The sequence below is a fragment of the Microbacterium hanjuni genome (genome assembly GCF_043556395.1).
In the GTDB taxonomy this organism is placed as follows: domain Bacteria; phylum Actinomycetota; class Actinomycetes; order Actinomycetales; family Microbacteriaceae; genus Microbacterium.
On sequence record NZ_JBIGIK010000002.1, the window covers coordinates 490198 to 504917 of the forward strand.

The following is a 14720-nucleotide window of genomic DNA, read 5'->3' on the forward strand; positions in this document are numbered from 1 at the left end:
AACATCGATGACGGATCTCGAGGAAGAACCCGCCGCTGCGGCGGAGATCTTCGGGGATCGCATCGGAGTTGCGCGTGCCTACACGGCGGCGCTGGCGGCACACGGCGAGGAGCGCGGACTGATCGGGCCTCTGGAGCTGCCCCGACTGTGGAGCAGACACATCCTCAACAGTGCGGTGACGGCTCGCCTCTTCTCGGGCAGAGTCGGCGATGTCGGCTCGGGGGCCGGTCTTCCCGGTCTCGTCCTCGCCATCGCTCGGCCCGATGTGCAGTTCGTGCTCATCGAGCCGATGGAGCGGCGAACGACCTGGCTCAGTGAGCAGGTGGACGCCCTCGGCCTGACCAATATCGAGGTCGTGCGTTCGCGCGGTGAGGACTGGACGGGCGCGGGAACACTGGATATCGTCACCGCCCGGGCCGTGAGTGCTCTTCGGACTCTCCTCCCCCTGACCGCACCGCTCGCCCGGGACGGCGGCGAGCTCGTTCTTCTCAAAGGCGCGAACGCGGGTAACGAGATCGAGTCCGCGGCGAAGCAGATCTCCCGTTTCGGCCTGCGCGACGTGCGTGTCGAAACCGTCGGAGCGAATCTCCTTGCTGAGCCCACCCGCGTCGTGCGAGCACGGGTTCTTCGCTCATCCCGGCGCTGATCCCAGCATCCATCCTCGCAATGTTTCACGTGAAACATGAGGGTGGATATCGGTGGCCATCGACGGGGCGAGGTGGGCCGCGGGAGGGCTCTGACGTAGAGTGGACCAGATGTGCTGCGCGGGGATGAAAGAGAGTGTTTCACGTGAAACAACCCGATGACTCCTCCCCCTTCGCGGGGCTCGATGACTCCCCCATAGCGCGTGAAATAGCGAACCTGTCGGCCCGCCGCCGGTCGCTCGAGGCCGTGTCGGTCGAAATGACCGGCGACACCCGCGTGATCACGGTGTCGAACCAGAAGGGCGGAGTCGGTAAGACGACCAGTGCCGTCAACATCGCCGCCGCTCTCGCGACATTGGGCGCCCGGGTACTGGTGATCGATCTGGATCCACAGGGGAACGCCTCGACAGCGCTCGGCGTGCCGCACTCCGCGGATGTCCCCAGCGTTTACGACGTGCTGATCGATGAGGTCCCGCTCGCGGAGGTCGTGCAGCAGAGCCCGGAGTCCCCCACGCTCTTCTGCGCCCCGAGCACGATCCATCTGGCCGGCGCTGAGATCGAACTCGTCTCCCAGGTCGCCCGGGAGCACCGACTGCGCACCGCACTCGACGAGTACCTGGCCGATACCGACGTGCACGTCGATTTCGTGCTGATCGACTGTCCCCCGTCGCTGGGGCTTCTCACGATCAATGCATTCACCGCCGCCCGTGAGGTCATGATCCCGATCCAGTGCGAGTATTACGCGCTGGAGGGGCTCAGCCAGTTGCTGGGCAGCGTGAAGATGATCCAGCGCCACCTCAACCCCGAGCTGCGACTCTCGACCATTCTGCTGACCATGTACGACGGACGCACGCGTCTGGCTCAGCAGGTCGCCGAAGAGGTGCGCACCCATTTCCCGTCGGAGGTGCTCGCCACGGTCATCCCCCGCTCCGTCCGCGTCTCGGAGGCCCCGAGTTTCGGTCAGACCGTCATCGCTTACGATGGGCAGTCCGCCGGCGCGATCGCCTACCGCGAAGCAGCGGTAGAGATCGTTCGGCGCGGCGCAGAACAGAAGGAAGAGTAATGGCGAAAAGAACCGGCCTCGGCCGCGGTATCGGCGCACTGATCCCCACGACGGAGATGTCGGAATCCCGTCCGGTGGACGTCTTCTTCCCCGACTCGCCGTCGTCGGGCGCGGGTGGCGACGTCGAGCCCGATCTCGTCGAGGTGCCGGGTGCCCGCCTCGTCTACATCGATCCGCACAAGATCGTTCCGAACCCGCGGCAGCCACGCCAGAACTTCGATGCCGACGATCTCGCGGAACTGGTGCACAGTGTGCGGGAGTTCGGCGTCCTGCAACCCGTGGTCGTGCGGGCACTGTCCGACGGCACGTACGAACTCATCATGGGGGAGCGGCGCACCCGGGCATCCCGCGAAGCGGGTCTGGACAGCATCCCGGCTGTCGTCCGTGAGACCTCGGATGAGAACCTCCTGCGCGATGCCCTGCTGGAGAACCTCCACCGTTCGCAGCTGAACCCCTTGGAAGAAGCATCCGCCTACTCGCAGTTGCTCGAAGACTTCGGGATCACCCAGGAACAGCTCGCCACCAGGATCGGGCGGTCGCGGCCGCAGATCAGCAACACCATCCGCCTCCTGAAGCTGCCTGTTCCCGTGCAGCAGCGGGTCGCGGCAGGTGTTCTCAGTGCCGGACACGCTCGGGCGATCCTCTCGGTCGAAGACGCCGACACGATGCAGCGTCTCGCCGACAAGATCGTCAACGAGGACCTGTCGGTGCGCGCGGCGGAAGCTGCGGCGAAGGGCCCGGAACTGTCGTCCAAGCGCACGCCGCCCCCCAAGCCAGGCGCTCGTCGGGGACACCTCGATGAGGTCGCGGAGAGGTTGGGGGACCGGCTCAACACTCGGGTGAAGATCGGCCTAACGGCTAGAAAAGGCCAGATCACAATAGATTTCGCTACCATCCAGGACTTGAATCGCATCCTCGGTGAGCTCGGCGAGGACGGCTACGGATCCTAGCGGCGCCGGGAGGTCTCGGCGACCTTTCCACCACGTTGTCGCGAGTGGCCCGACACTCGCGCGGTCGTCGTACGCTGGATGAATGGCGACGCACGAAGACCACCCGCGGAGGCGGGCAAGCCTCGAACTCTTGCGCGCCGAGGCGGCCGACGAGCTGTCGGTTCTGGTGGACGAGCGGCTGCGAAGCGGCGAGGATCCGTGGGACTTCATGGAAGACCTCCCATCGGTCGATGAACTCGTCGTTCTGATCCTCCGGGCCGAGAACATCGCCGAGAACGGCGGCTCGCGACCGAGTGCATCTCGCCACTACCGTGTGCTCCGACAGATAGCTCTGGATTACCCGCCGTTGACGGCCGCGGTGTGGCGGCTGCTCGGTGATCACGAGACCCACCGACGGTGGGACGCCTCCGTGCACCTCGACGCGTCCTGAAACGCACAGATCCCCGACGACCCTGAGGTCGCCGGGGATCCGGATGCTGCGTCGGCCGTGCCGCGCGAGCGATCAGCCGATGAAAGCGGCGAGATCCTTCTCGAGCGCGAACTTCGGCTTGGCGCCGATGATGGTGGTCTTGACCTCGCCGCCCTGGAAGACCTTCATCGCGGGGATGGAGGTGATCTGGTACTTCATCGCGAGGTCGGGGTTCTCGTCGACGTTCAGCTTGAGAACCGTGATCTTGTCGGGGTTCTCGGCCTGGATCTCGTCGAGGACGGGGGAGACCATGCGGCAGGGGCCACACCAAGCGGCCCAGAAATCAACGAGGACGGGGCCCTCGGCCTGAAGGACGTCCTGCTCGAATGTGGCAGACGTCGTCGCCTTAGCGGTCATCTTTATCTCCTTCAATGGGAAGTTCTGTAAAGGGCAACGCGAAGAGCGCGCCGAATGTTCCTCAGGCGGCGTCCGCGTCGGGGAGGTTCTCGATCTGGTCGGCGGTCACTTCGGGAAGGCCGGCCTCGCCGCGGGCTGCGAGGAAGTGCTCGACGTCGAGAGCAGCCACCGTGCCACTGCCGGCGGCCGTGATGGCCTGTCGGTAGGTGGGGTCGATGACGTCCCCGGCTGCGAACACCCCGGGGGTCGATGTGCGCGAGGAGCGCCCGTCGACCCAGATCGTGCCTTCGGGGGTGAGGTCGAGCTTGTCGTGCACGAGGTGCGTACGCGGATCGTTGCCGATCGCGACGAAGAGCCCGTCAAGAGCCATCTGCGTGGTGGTGCCGTCGACCGTGTCCTTGAGCACCACGCCGTCGACGGCGGCGTCACCGAGCACGTCGACCACTTCGCTGTTCCAGATGAATTCGATCTTGGGGTTCGCGAAAGCGCGCTCCTGCATGATCTTCGAGGCCCGCAGGGTGTCTTTGCGGTGGATGATGTACACCTTCGAGGCGAACTTGGTGAGGAAGTTCGCCTCCTCCATCGCCGAGTCCCCGCCGCCGACGACCGCGATCGAACGATCGCGGAAGAAGAAGCCGTCGCAGGTCGCGCACCACGACACGCCGCGGCCGGAGAGACGGTCTTCACCGGGGAGGCCGAGCTTGCGATACGCCGATCCGGTGGCGTAGATCACCGACCAGGCCTCGTACTCCTTGCCGCTGCCGAGGGAGACCTTCTTGACGGGGCCGTCGAAGTCGACGGACACGACATCGTCGTACAGCACCTCGGCGCCGAACCGCTCGGCCTGCTCCTGCATCTTGGTCATGAGGTCAGGGCCCTGGATCCCCTCGGGGAACCCGGGGAAATTCTCCACGTCGGTGGTGTTCATGAGCTCACCACCGGCCTCGACCGAGCTCGCGATGACAAGCGGCTCCAGGTTGGCTCGCGCCGCATAGATGGCGGCGGTGTATCCCGCCGGCCCGGATCCGATGATGATGACGTGACGCACGTGCGTCGCCCCCTTCGTTGGCCTACGGCGATTAAACCCATCGTAGCCCCGCGTTATTCCGCGGCCCGGGCGTCAGCGCCCGGGGAGGAACCGCCGGACGAGCTCGACGGCGGGTGCGAGCTCCGGCGCCCGCAGCACCGCGAGGACCGCGGTGTACACCAGGAGCGTGGTGGTGCCGATGAGGGCGGCCCCGAGGGCTCCCGTCAGGATGCTGGCGGTGGTCCACCCGTCGACCCCGCCGGTGAGGAGATACACGCCCCAGCCCGCGGCGGCGGCCGGAACGGCGGCCAGAACGAAGCGGCCGATCGACAGCATCCACGACCCGACGCCGATACCGCCGAGCCGTCGGTGGAGCAGCCTCGTAGCGACGATCACCTGCACGGTCGTCGCGAGGGACTGGCCGAGCGCGACCCCGGCTGCGATGTGGGTCGGGGGAGTGACGGCCGCGGCGATCAGCGCCGCCGTGACGACGAGGACGCCTTGGAGGAGGGTGAAGAAGAACGGGGTGCGCGTGTCGTTGTAGGCGTAGAACGTGCGCTGCACGACGAAGAGGATGGCGAGGGGAACCAGCGAGATCAGGAAGCACAAGAGCACTTCGGCCGCAGCGCTCGCGGCGTCGGCACTGTCGGTGAAGATGCGCGAGGCGGGTACGGCGGCGGCGGCGAGGGCAGCGGTGGCGACCACGGTGAGCAGTCCGAGGGTACGGATGCTGCTGACGATGTCGGCGCGTACCGCGTCATCGCGCCCGGCACCGGCGTGCTCGCTCAGTCGGGTGAAATACGGCGTCCCGATGGAGAGCACGATGATCGAGTACGGCAGCATGAAGATGAGCCACGCGTTGGCCGAGGCGAAGTTGCCGGGGCCGGTGCCGGTGGCCTCGGACAGGACGTTGGACTGCACGAGGCCCGCGAGTTGCCCGACGACCACCATGAGGAACGTCCAGCCGGCGAGGCGACCTACGTGGCGCAACCCCACCCCGCGCCACCGGAAGTCGGGGCGCAGCCGCAATCCTGCCCGCCGCCAGAACAGCGCGAGCACGAGGCATTGGACCACGATGCCCGCGGTCGCCGACCCCGCCAGGACGGCGATCATCTGCGGCGTCCACGACGCGACGTCGACGAACGGGCCTCCGAAGATGAGCAGGAACACCCCGAAGCCGGCGATCGAGATGATGTTGTTGACGATGGGGGCCCACGTGTACGGACCGTAGACCCGCCGCGCGTTCAAGATCTCGCCGAGGAGGGCGAAAAGTCCGAAGAAGAAGATCTGAGGGAGTAGCCAGTAGGCGAAGGCCGTGGCCAGCACCTGCTGTTCGGCGGAGAAACCCTGGGAGTACACCCGCACGAGCACCGGAGCGACCACCACGGCAACGCCGGTCGCCGCCAGCAGCACGACCGCGCCGAGGGTGAAGAGCTTGGAGATGTAGGCGTGCCCGCCATCGGCGTGCGCGGCGGCGCGCACGATCTGCGGCACGATGACCGCGGTCAGAAGCCCCGTCGAGATGATCGCGTAGGCACTGTTCGGCAGGGCGTAGGCGACCGACCACGCGTCGGCGGCTTTACTGGGGATGCTGCCGATCGCCGCGACCAGCACGATGGTGCGCAGCAGCCCGGTGAGGCGGGAGACGACGGTGCCGGCTCCGATGAGGGCACTCGCCCGCCCGAGACCACTCACGCGTCGTCCGCCGCGGGGGCGACGTCGCGCTTGGTGGCGCGTCGGCGCAGCACGGTGCGCACGATGCCGAGACCGAGGAAGAGCGCGAGGAGCACGCCGAGGATCACGATTCCGATCGTCTCCCATTCGGCGTGCACCTCGACGTCGACGCTCTGCGGAGCGCCGATCGGCTCACCGCTCGGGCTGTAGAGCTGCATCGCGACCGTGACCTGCCCGTTCGCGATCTGCGCCTCGATCGGAACCTCGACGCGCGTGTTGCTCGCCGGCTGCGCTCGCGCGATCGTGCGGGTCTGAATGATCAGGCGGGGGTCGTCGGGGCGGGCGACGAGGGTGACGGTGACGGGCCAGGGAAGGTCGTTGCGAACGTACGGCGCATACGTGGAGGTATAGCTCACCAGGTTGGGTCCGGTCGCCCGGATCCCGATCGCGTCGTACAGCGCGACCGTGGCCGCGCGGTGCGCGGCGATCGCCGCCTGGGCGGCTGCAGCATCCGCACGCCATGGCGACCCGAACAACTGCAGCACCTCGGCTCGCTCGCGTCCGGTGAGAAGACCCGGGTCATCGAGCACCGTCGCGAAGCGGGCGATATCGCCCTCGTCGGCGAGGAGGGTGGTGAGGTCGGTGACGCGGGTCGCGTCGGCCGCGACGTCGGAGACGGCGGCCGCCACCGCCGTCGAACCGGCGACCGCGGAGAGCCCTGCCGGCACGACGCCCGGGGCACCGCTGACGGCGGCGAGCGCGGCTTTCAGAGCCGCCCCCGAACGGCCGGTACCGCGATCCACGGTGACCACCAGGGGAGCACCCGCCTGCTCGATGTCGAGGTAGGCGGTGACGGCGGCGAGTTTCGCGTCGCGGCGCGCCGTATCGGTCTCGTCGGCGGCCGCGCGCAGCAGATCGGACACCGTGCTGTCGTAGGTGACGAGAGCGGATGCTGCCGCGTCGACGCGCGCTCCGACTCGGGACCCGTCGGCGCCGACCGAGGTGGACGCGGAGGGCACGAGGGTGAGAGCCGGCTGCTCGGGAGTGCCGAGCGCTCCCAAAGCGGCGACGACCCCGGCGCTCGCGGTGCCCCCGATGGGCCAGTACACGTTCGCCCGCGCGGAGCCGATGTCGGTGAGCGCGGCGATATCGGCGGTCGCGTCCTGCGCCGCCCCGTCTGCTGCGGCCGTACCGGGGGTGGCCGTGGGGTTGGCGGTGGGAGTGGAGACGACGGTACCCGTCGGCACGTAAGCCGCGAGCGACGTCGGAGCGAGCGGCTGCGTGAGACCCGCCTGCACCTGGGTGGCGAGGTCGGCGTCGCCGAACTGCAGCGCGAAACGCGGATTGGGCAGTTCCAGCAATCGCTGCAGCCACGCTTGCGCACTCGCGGGCGCGGTGTCGCCGAGCACACGGATGGCGGCGGCGATGGCCGGATCCACGGCGAGGATGGCCGCGGTGTTCTCGACGGCGTCGAGTTGAGCGGTGAGGGAGCCGTCGCCCGCGGTGAGGGTGGTGAGCTCTTCCGCCGTCAGCAGGCCCTGCGTGATCGCGGGAGCGGTGATCGGCACGACCGTGGCGACGGCCACCGCCGGCGCCGCGTCGTCGGGAACGATCAGCACGCTCGTGGAGGTGAGCGCCACCCCGTCGACCGTCGCGGTCGCGCGCAACGGATACACCCCGGGAGCACGTCCGGCGAGCGCCGGATCAGCGGCAGGAACCTGCACCGACGCGGTCGAGCGTGCCCCTGCGGGCGCGGCGCCGAGGGCAGCGGTGCCGACCTCGCGGAGAGCGACGCCGCCCCCGTCTCCGCCGATCCAGGCGGTCAGCGCTGCGCGGTCGGGGAGGGCGCTGTCGCCGAGAGCAACGGCCACCGTGCTGTCGCTCGCGCCCGCCGTTTCGTTGTCGAGCGTCACCGTCACGGCGAGATCCTGGCCGGGTCGCACGACGCCGCCGGCCGACGGGACAAGGGTGAGCAAAGTGACGCCCGCCGACGCGGTCGCGGTGGGGTCGGGGGTGGCCGCTCCCACGGCGGGGGACACGGGGGCCCAGAGCAGGGCCAGAGCCGCACCGGTCGCCGCGAGGCGCCGCCACCAGAGTCGGCGCGGCGCGCGTGCGCCTGCGCGCGGTTCGAAAGGAGTCACGGTCATTCGGGGCTTCTGCTCGGGCGCGAACGAGGCTCGCACCGCTGTGATTGTACGGTCCGCACACCGTTCGCCCCTGAGCGCCCGGCGGGAAAAGGGAGAATGGACGGATGCTTCCGCATCCCGACCCCGCTCTCGTCGCTGCACTCTCGAGCGATCTCGCCGCAGCCTCGTACTCCTCCGACGCGCTCCGCGAGGCGTGGGGTGAGCACGCCGACGCCGCCCACGGGCGGGGATTGCGATCACCCGCCGAACGCGCCCTGGCCGGGCGCGACGATTCCCTCGCCGTGATCGGTCGCCTCTTCGCGCTCGGTGTTCCGGTCGAGGGTGCGGCTGTCGATCGAGCGCTGCCGCAGACCCGCGGCGAAGGACTCACCGCTCTGGGGATCGCCCGCATCGACGGTGATCTCGTGCGTCCGACCGTCTTGATCCGGCCGCAGTCGTTCTCCGACGACGTCGGCGAGGGGGAGTGGTGGATCGCGAGCGACCTCGACGAAGCCGCCCTCGGAGGACCCCTCCCCGAAGACCACGTGCTCGGTGTCGGGGGCGCCTCGCTGACCCTGGCGCGCCTGCAATCGACCGTGCCGGCAGCATCCGGACTCGACGTGGGAACGGGATGCGGAATCCAAGCCCTGCGGATGCGCCGGGTCATCGATGGCGTCGTCGCGACCGATGTCTCGGAGCGCGCACTGCGGTTCACCCGGTTGAACGCCTTGCTCAACGGCGTGGACGGCATCGAGACCCGTCTGGGGAGCCTCTTCACCCCCGTTGCCGGTGAGCGTTTCGACCGCATCGTGTCGAACCCGCCGTTCGTCATCACCCCCCGCGAGACCGGGGTGCCGGCGTACGAGTACCGCGACGGCGGGATGGTCGGCGACGACCTCGTCGCCTCGGTCGTGCGCGGCGTGGGAGAGCACCTCGAGCCCGGGGGCCTCGCTCAGCTGCTCGGCAATTGGGAGACGAGGGACGGTGTGGAGGGCCTCGACCGCGTGCGCGAATGGGTCGCTTCCTCGCCGGTCCCGCTTGACGCGTGGGTGATCGAGCGCGAATGGCTGGATCCGATCGCGTACGCCGAGCTGTGGATCCGTGACGGTGGCACCGTGCCGGGCTCGCCGGTGTTCTCCGGCCTCGTCGACGCGTGGCTCGACGATTTCGCGGCGCGCGGGGTGACGGGCATCGGCTTCGGCTACCTGCTTCTGCGGCGCCCCTCCGCGGGGGAGCCGACACTGGCGCGATACGAGGAGGCGTTCGGAGCGGGCGACGGCGCGCTCGGCGCGCACGTGGACGCCGCGTTCGCCGCCCACGACCGACTGGCCGCCCTCGACGACGAGGCGCTCGCCGCGACACGCCTGATCGTGGCACCCGACGTGACCGAAGCGCGCCACCACCGCCCGGGCGAGGCGGACCCCACGGTGATCGAACTGCGCCAGGGCGAGGGGTTCGGACGTGCCATCACCGTCGATCCGGGCCTGGCCGCTCTCGTCGGCGCGAGCGACGGTGACCTGCCCACCGGCGCTCTCATCGATGCGATCGCCCAGCTGCTCGAGGTCGATCCGGTGCTCTTGCGCGCTGATCTGCTGCCCCGGGTGCGCGAGCTGGTCTTCACCGGTTTCCTCCGACTGGCCCCCGGATAGGCTCGAGGCATGCTGAATATGGCCGAGGGAGTCGCGCGCCTGGACGCTCTGGCCGACTCTTCCGTGGTCGCCCGCCTCGCACGGGCTTTCGCGGCGGCGGGATTCGAGCTCGCGATCGTCGGCGGTCCGGTGCGTGACGCTCTGCTGGGCCGGCGGGTCAACGACCTCGACTTCACCACGAACGCCCTCCCGGACGACATCCTGCGCATCCTCACCCCGCTGTCGACCGCGCACTGGGACATCGGGCGCGAGTTCGGCACCATCGGCGCTCGGGTGTCCTTGCCCGGCGGCGGCTCCGAGCAGGTCGAGGTGACGACGTACCGCGCCGACAGCTACGACGGCGTGACCCGCAAACCCACCGTCGAATTCGGCGACACGCTGGAGGGCGACCTGGCCCGCCGCGACTTCACCGTCAACGCGATGGCCCTGCGGGTTCCGGAGAAAGCGCTGGTCGATCCGACCGGAGGCGTCGAGGACCTCATCAATCAGCGCCTGCGCACCCCGGCCGACCCGGCGATCAGCTTCGGCGACGACCCGCTGCGCATGCTGCGCGCGGCCCGCTTCGCCGCGCAGCTCGACTTCGACGTCGACCACTCGACGCTGGATGCGATGGCCCGCCTCGGTGACACGGTGAACATCGTGAGTCCGGAACGGATTCAGGGCGAGCTCGTGCGGATGCTGCAGACCGACGACCCGGTGCGAGGAATCCGCATCCTCGTCGACACCGGACTTCTCGAGTACTTCCTCCCCGAGGTGCCTGCCCTGCGCCTGGAGGTGGACGAGCACCACCATCACAAGGACGTCTACGAACACTCCCTGACGGTGCTGCGCCAAGCCATCGCCCTCGAGCATTCCCGTCACCCGGGAGCCGCTCCCGATGTGCCCCTGCGCCTGGCCGCGCTGCTGCACGACATCGGGAAGCCGGCCACCCGCCGTTTGGAGCCGGGTGGGGGAGTGACCTTCCACCACCACGACGTGCGCGGCGCGCGCCTCGCACGCAAGCGCCTGCAGGAACTGCGTTTCGACACCGACACGATCGGCGTGGTGTCGCGGCTGGTCGAGTTGCACCTGCGGTTCTTCGGCTACTCCGAAGGGGCGTGGACCGACTCCGCCGTGCGCCGCTACGTGCGCGACGCCGGTGATGAGCTGGAACGGCTGCACATCCTCACTCGGGCGGACGTGACCACCCGCAACAAGCGCAAAGCCGGCCGATTGGCGTCGGCCTACGACGACATCGAGGCCCGGATCGCCGCCCTGCGCGAGCAGGAGGAGATGGACGCGATCCGTCCAGACCTCGACGGCAATCGCATCCAGGAAGTCCTCGGAATCTCGCCCGGACGCGAGGTCGGTGAGGCGTATCGCTTCCTGCTGGAACTGCGCCTCGACGAGGGCCCGCTCCCGCCCGAGGTGGCCGAGCAACGGCTGCGCGAATGGTGGGCCGCGCGCCCCTGAGCCGCACTCCCGTCTTCCGTGGTTGAGTTTGGACATGTCAACCGACGCGTCCCTCCCCGGTCAGCACCCCCGTGAACCCCACCGGCAGGGGCTGGCACAGCGCCTCAATTGGCTGCGGGCGGGAGTTCTCGGCGCCAACGACGGCATCGTGTCGGTCGCCGCGATCGTGGTCGGCGTCGCCGGCGCGACGAGCGAGGTGGCGCCCATCCTGACGGCGGGCATCGCGGGGCTCGTCGGTGGTGCCATCTCGATGGCGCTGGGGGAGTACGTGTCGGTGAGCAGCCAGAGCGACAGCGAGCGCGCGCTCATCGCGAAGGAGAAGCGCGAACTGCGGGAGATGCCCGACGAGGAACTGGTGGAGCTCGCAGGTCTTTACGAGGCGAAAGGTCTGCGCCCCGAGACCGCTCGGCAGGTCGCCGCCGAACTCACCGCGCACGATGCCGTCGCCGCCCATCTGTCTGCCGAGCTCAACATCGACGAGCTCGACGTGGTCAGCGCCTGGCACGCCGCCGCAGCTTCTGCCCTTTCCTTCACGATCGGTGCGCTGCTGCCCCTGCTCGCGATCCTGCTTCCCCCGGAGCAGTGGCGGGTGCCTACGACGTTCATCGCCGTGCTCGTCGCGCTGGGGCTCACCGGCTGGATCTCGGCGCGCCTCGGAGGCAGTTCGAGGATGAAGGCGATCCTGCGCGTGGTGATCGGCGGCGCGATCGCCCTCGCGGCCACCTACGGCGTGGGTACCCTGCTCGGCGCCACCGGGGTGGTGTGATCGCGCTGTCTGCTCAGGCGGGGCTGAGGCGCCCTTCGAGGGTGTCGGAGACGCCGTCGAAGAGGCCCTTGAGCTGCTGCGCGAGGCTGACGTACGTTCCCGCGGAGGTCACCAGGTCGCGGATGAACGCGGTGAGCAGCGTCGACCACTTGGCGGACTTGACGGCCAGCTGGGCAGCGATCCCGGGGGTCGCTGCGCCCAGGGTGGCGGCGGCGAGCGCGATGCTCTGCACGACGAAGCCGACCAGGTCGGAGATGACGTCCCGCACCATGTCGTGCACCATCTTGACCAGGGTCGACAGCAGCTCGACGGCGAGACCCACGCCGCTCGCCAGGGCTGCGGCTCCGCTGAGGGCGCCCGCCATGGTCTGCAGGACGGCGCGGTAGGCGTCGATGGTGAAGCCGCTCATGTGGGAGATCCCACTGAGGCTGGCATCGAGCTCCGCCGCGGACTCGCTGACGCTGGTCGACACGTTCTGCCAGATCACGGCGTAGCTCGCCACCATCTGATGGTCGCCCGTGAGCTGATCGAGCCAGTCGTTCAACGGCCAGAGGTGCTCCAGCATCCAGCCGACGCCCAGCGAGACCAGGGTCGCGATGGGATTGATCACGGCATCGACCACGGACATGCCGATCGAGACGCCGGCGAGAGCGCCCGATACCCAGTCGCCGCTCTGGAACGACTGGCCGAGGGTCATGCCGTCCTCGAAGGGCCCGACCCCGTCCATCCACCCCGGCATCTCGGGAGGGACGATCAGGGAGTTCGACTGTGAGGCGATCGTTCCCGTCACGACGCCGCCGAAGCCGACGGGGGTCATACGTACACCGTCCCGTCGATGGTGTTCTCGAGTTCCTTGAGCTGCGTGCAGTACTCCTGCTCCTGCTGCTCGAACTCGTCGGCGGCGAGGCGGACGAGTTCAGCCGCACGCTCGAGCACCCCTCGGGTGGCGAGGAGTGCGGCGCCGGCCCCGGCACCCATCAGGGTGGTGGGCAGTCCGGCGAACCCGCACATGATGCCGTAGGCGTCGGCGCCGAGCGTGACGTACTGCACAGCCCCGATGGGGTCATCGAGTGAGCGGGCGATGTTGTCGATGCGGCCCGCGTGATCGCGCAGTCCACCGCAGTCCAGGTCGATTCCGTAGCTCATGACACGATCCCTTCGTCGTTCCGCCGGATCTTCGGGGCGTAGGTCTCGGCATTGGAGCGGATGCCGGCGACGGTCGCGGAGTTCTCGCCGAGGGCGCTCTCCGCCAGTGCGACGCTGGCCTCGCTCGTGCGCCGGTAGCCCTCTTCGAGGGCATCGAGCAGAAGCTTCGACAGCTGATCTGGGCGCAAGGACAGCGCGGCAGCGGTGAAGCGCACGTCGGTCAGGCGTCCCCCGACGTCGACCTGGATGGATAGTTCGTTGCCCGGCGACGTCACGTCCGCCGAGATCTGCTGGATCTCACCCGCCAGTTGCTGCATCCGCTCAGCGTTCTGCACGGCCTGCGCCGCCTGCGCATTGATGCGCCGCAGCGCTTCCTGCACTTCTTCCGTTGTCTCCATGCCGCCCCCCAAGGTCGTCTCCCAGCATGTTACGGCGATGCGACGCGCCGCCTGATTCAGACCCCTCCCCTTGCAGCGAACCGCGTGAGAATAGCAACATGTTTCCTGGACCCGATTTTGCGCCGCTCCTTCACCCCACCGCGCCGCCGCGCGGAGTGAACCCGGATGCCTTCGCCGTGCAGAGTCTTGCGGCCGCGAACGGGTGGGAGTACTTCACCCACACCACGGAGCAGCCGTTTCCGGGCGTCGTCTTCCGCGAACCGAGCGGTGCCCCGCGGTACATGCAGCGCGCGGTGAACATCGTGCGGATCCCCGGACAACCCGTGCTGGAGATCGGCAACAGCGCTTACACCGAGATCGCGATCGGCAACCAGTTCACCCAGTACTGGGGCTATGCCGCCGCCGCAGCCCCGGGCATGTTCCCCACCGTCATCATCGAGGCCGACCGCAACCGCCAGCGCTCCGCCCTCCCCTCCCTCCCGCGGGGAGCGGTGGCCACTCCGCGTGGAGCAGCCGGCCGCGCCGTGGTGATCCACACGGATCCCGCAGCCGCTGCATGGGCTGCGGCGATCTTCACCGATGAGCTGTGCGCGCTTCTGGACGACGGCACCGTGGCTTTCGACCTCGAGCTGGCGGGCGGCTGGGTGTTCCTCTACGCCCCGCAGCCCCTGGCCACCGCGGATCCGCGGGTGTGGCAGCGCATCCTCGACACGATGGGCGCGGTACTCGAGCGCCTCCAGAGCGCCCCCGCCGCCGCTCCCGCCACGCCCCCGCCCCCGCCCCCGGCGCCGGCTCCCGCGGCTGCTGCTCCTTCAGCCTGGAACGCCGCTGCTGCTCAGCCCGCCCCGCCGGCCGCCGAGATGCGTTCCCGCGGTGGCGCGGTGAACGGCGGTCGCATCGGTTGGTACCTCGGTGCGATTGCCGCGGCGGTGGTGCTGTTCGGCGCCGCCTTCGCGATCTTCGGTCCGCGCTGAGCACCGGCTGCGCATTCGGGAGGAG

At 69.1% G+C, this 14720-nt stretch carries 15 protein-coding genes; 8 read left to right on the top strand and 7 right to left on the bottom strand.

Annotated elements, in window-relative coordinates; translation table 11 throughout:
* The first annotated feature begins 7 nt into the window (after positions 1 to 7).
* The 4 genes from rsmG (at position 8) to ACFXP5_RS10040 (ending at position 3087) form a co-directional block, all read left to right on the top strand.
* A complete protein-coding gene (gene rsmG, locus ACFXP5_RS10025) occupies positions 8 to 646 on the top strand; it encodes a 16S rRNA (guanine(527)-N(7))-methyltransferase RsmG (protein ID WP_394544511.1) in 639 nt (212 codons plus the stop codon).
* A gap of 134 nt (positions 647 to 780) precedes the next feature.
* Entirely contained in the window at positions 781 to 1707 is a 927-nt protein-coding gene (locus ACFXP5_RS10030) for a ParA family protein (protein WP_394528134.1), read from the top strand.
* Positions 1707 to 2657, top strand: coding sequence for a ParB/RepB/Spo0J family partition protein (locus tag ACFXP5_RS10035; RefSeq protein WP_394544512.1), 951 nt, complete (start codon positions 1707 to 1709; stop codon positions 2655 to 2657). The genes ACFXP5_RS10030 and ACFXP5_RS10035 overlap by 1 nt, the downstream gene beginning before the upstream one ends.
* 82 nt (positions 2658 to 2739) lie before the next feature.
* A complete protein-coding gene (locus ACFXP5_RS10040; protein ID WP_394528136.1) occupies positions 2740 to 3087 on the top strand; it encodes a tryptophan synthase subunit alpha in 348 nt (115 codons plus the stop codon).
* Positions 3088 to 3159: 72 nt separating this feature from the next.
* On the opposite strand, the gene trxA is transcribed toward ACFXP5_RS10040, so the two are convergent.
* The 4 genes from trxA to ACFXP5_RS10060 form a co-directional block, all read right to left on the bottom strand.
* Positions 3160 to 3483, bottom strand: coding sequence for a thioredoxin (gene trxA / locus ACFXP5_RS10045; RefSeq protein WP_394528137.1), 324 nt, complete (start codon positions 3481 to 3483; stop codon positions 3160 to 3162).
* 61 nt (positions 3484 to 3544) lie between these two features.
* Positions 3545 to 4531 (bottom strand): thioredoxin-disulfide reductase, encoded by a 987-nt coding sequence (gene trxB, locus ACFXP5_RS10050; RefSeq protein WP_394544514.1) that lies wholly within the window; start codon positions 4529 to 4531, stop codon positions 3545 to 3547.
* A 72-nt stretch (positions 4532 to 4603) separates the two neighbouring features.
* Positions 4604 to 6205 (bottom strand): murein biosynthesis integral membrane protein MurJ, encoded by a 1602-nt coding sequence (murJ, locus tag ACFXP5_RS10055; RefSeq protein WP_394544515.1) that lies wholly within the window; start codon positions 6203 to 6205, stop codon positions 4604 to 4606.
* The gene (locus ACFXP5_RS10060) at positions 6202 to 8331 is read right to left on the bottom strand and encodes a DUF6049 family protein (protein ID WP_394544516.1); all 2130 of its coding nucleotides are present in this window, start codon (positions 8329 to 8331) and stop codon (positions 6202 to 6204) included. The genes murJ and ACFXP5_RS10060 overlap by 4 nt, the downstream gene beginning before the upstream one ends.
* A 104-nt stretch (positions 8332 to 8435) precedes the next feature.
* Here ACFXP5_RS10060 and ACFXP5_RS10065 point away from each other — a divergent pair, with 104 nt between their 5' ends.
* The 3 genes from ACFXP5_RS10065 to ACFXP5_RS10075 are packed head-to-tail and all read left to right on the top strand — an operon-like array spanning position 8436 to position 12177.
* Positions 8436 to 9959 carry a DUF7059 domain-containing protein gene (locus ACFXP5_RS10065; protein ID WP_394544517.1) on the top strand — a complete coding sequence of 508 codons (1524 nt, stop codon included), beginning with the start codon at positions 8436 to 8438 and terminating at the stop codon, positions 9957 to 9959.
* Positions 9960 to 9968: 9 nt separating this feature from the next.
* Positions 9969 to 11411, top strand: a complete 1443-nt coding sequence (locus ACFXP5_RS10070; protein ID WP_394544518.1) for a CCA tRNA nucleotidyltransferase — start codon at positions 9969 to 9971, stop codon at positions 11409 to 11411.
* A gap of 34 nt (positions 11412 to 11445) precedes the next feature.
* The gene (locus ACFXP5_RS10075; RefSeq protein ID WP_394544519.1) at positions 11446 to 12177 is read left to right on the top strand and encodes a VIT1/CCC1 transporter family protein; all 732 of its coding nucleotides are present in this window, start codon (positions 11446 to 11448) and stop codon (positions 12175 to 12177) included.
* A 13-nt stretch (positions 12178 to 12190) separates the two neighbouring features.
* Here the strand turns inward: ACFXP5_RS10075 and ACFXP5_RS10080 are convergent, their stop codons facing one another.
* From ACFXP5_RS10080 to ACFXP5_RS10090, 3 genes are read right to left on the bottom strand one after another with little or no spacing between them, the layout of a single operon-like run.
* Positions 12191 to 12994 (bottom strand): hypothetical protein, encoded by an 804-nt coding sequence (locus tag ACFXP5_RS10080; RefSeq protein ID WP_394528144.1) that lies wholly within the window; start codon positions 12992 to 12994, stop codon positions 12191 to 12193.
* Positions 12991 to 13323 carry a hypothetical protein gene (locus ACFXP5_RS10085; protein WP_394528145.1) on the bottom strand — a complete coding sequence of 111 codons (333 nt, stop codon included), beginning with the start codon at positions 13321 to 13323 and terminating at the stop codon, positions 12991 to 12993. The genes ACFXP5_RS10080 and ACFXP5_RS10085 overlap by 4 nt, the downstream gene beginning before the upstream one ends.
* Positions 13320 to 13721, bottom strand: a complete 402-nt coding sequence (locus ACFXP5_RS10090; RefSeq protein WP_394544520.1) for a YbaB/EbfC family nucleoid-associated protein — start codon at positions 13719 to 13721, stop codon at positions 13320 to 13322. The genes ACFXP5_RS10085 and ACFXP5_RS10090 overlap by 4 nt, the downstream gene beginning before the upstream one ends.
* A gap of 98 nt (positions 13722 to 13819) precedes the next feature.
* On the opposite strand from ACFXP5_RS10090, the gene ACFXP5_RS10095 reads away from it, so the two are divergent.
* Positions 13820 to 14695: a hypothetical protein gene (locus tag ACFXP5_RS10095; protein WP_394544522.1), complete on the top strand. Its 876-nt coding sequence runs from the start codon at positions 13820 to 13822 to the stop codon at positions 14693 to 14695.
* Positions 14696 to 14720 lie beyond the last annotated feature (25 nt).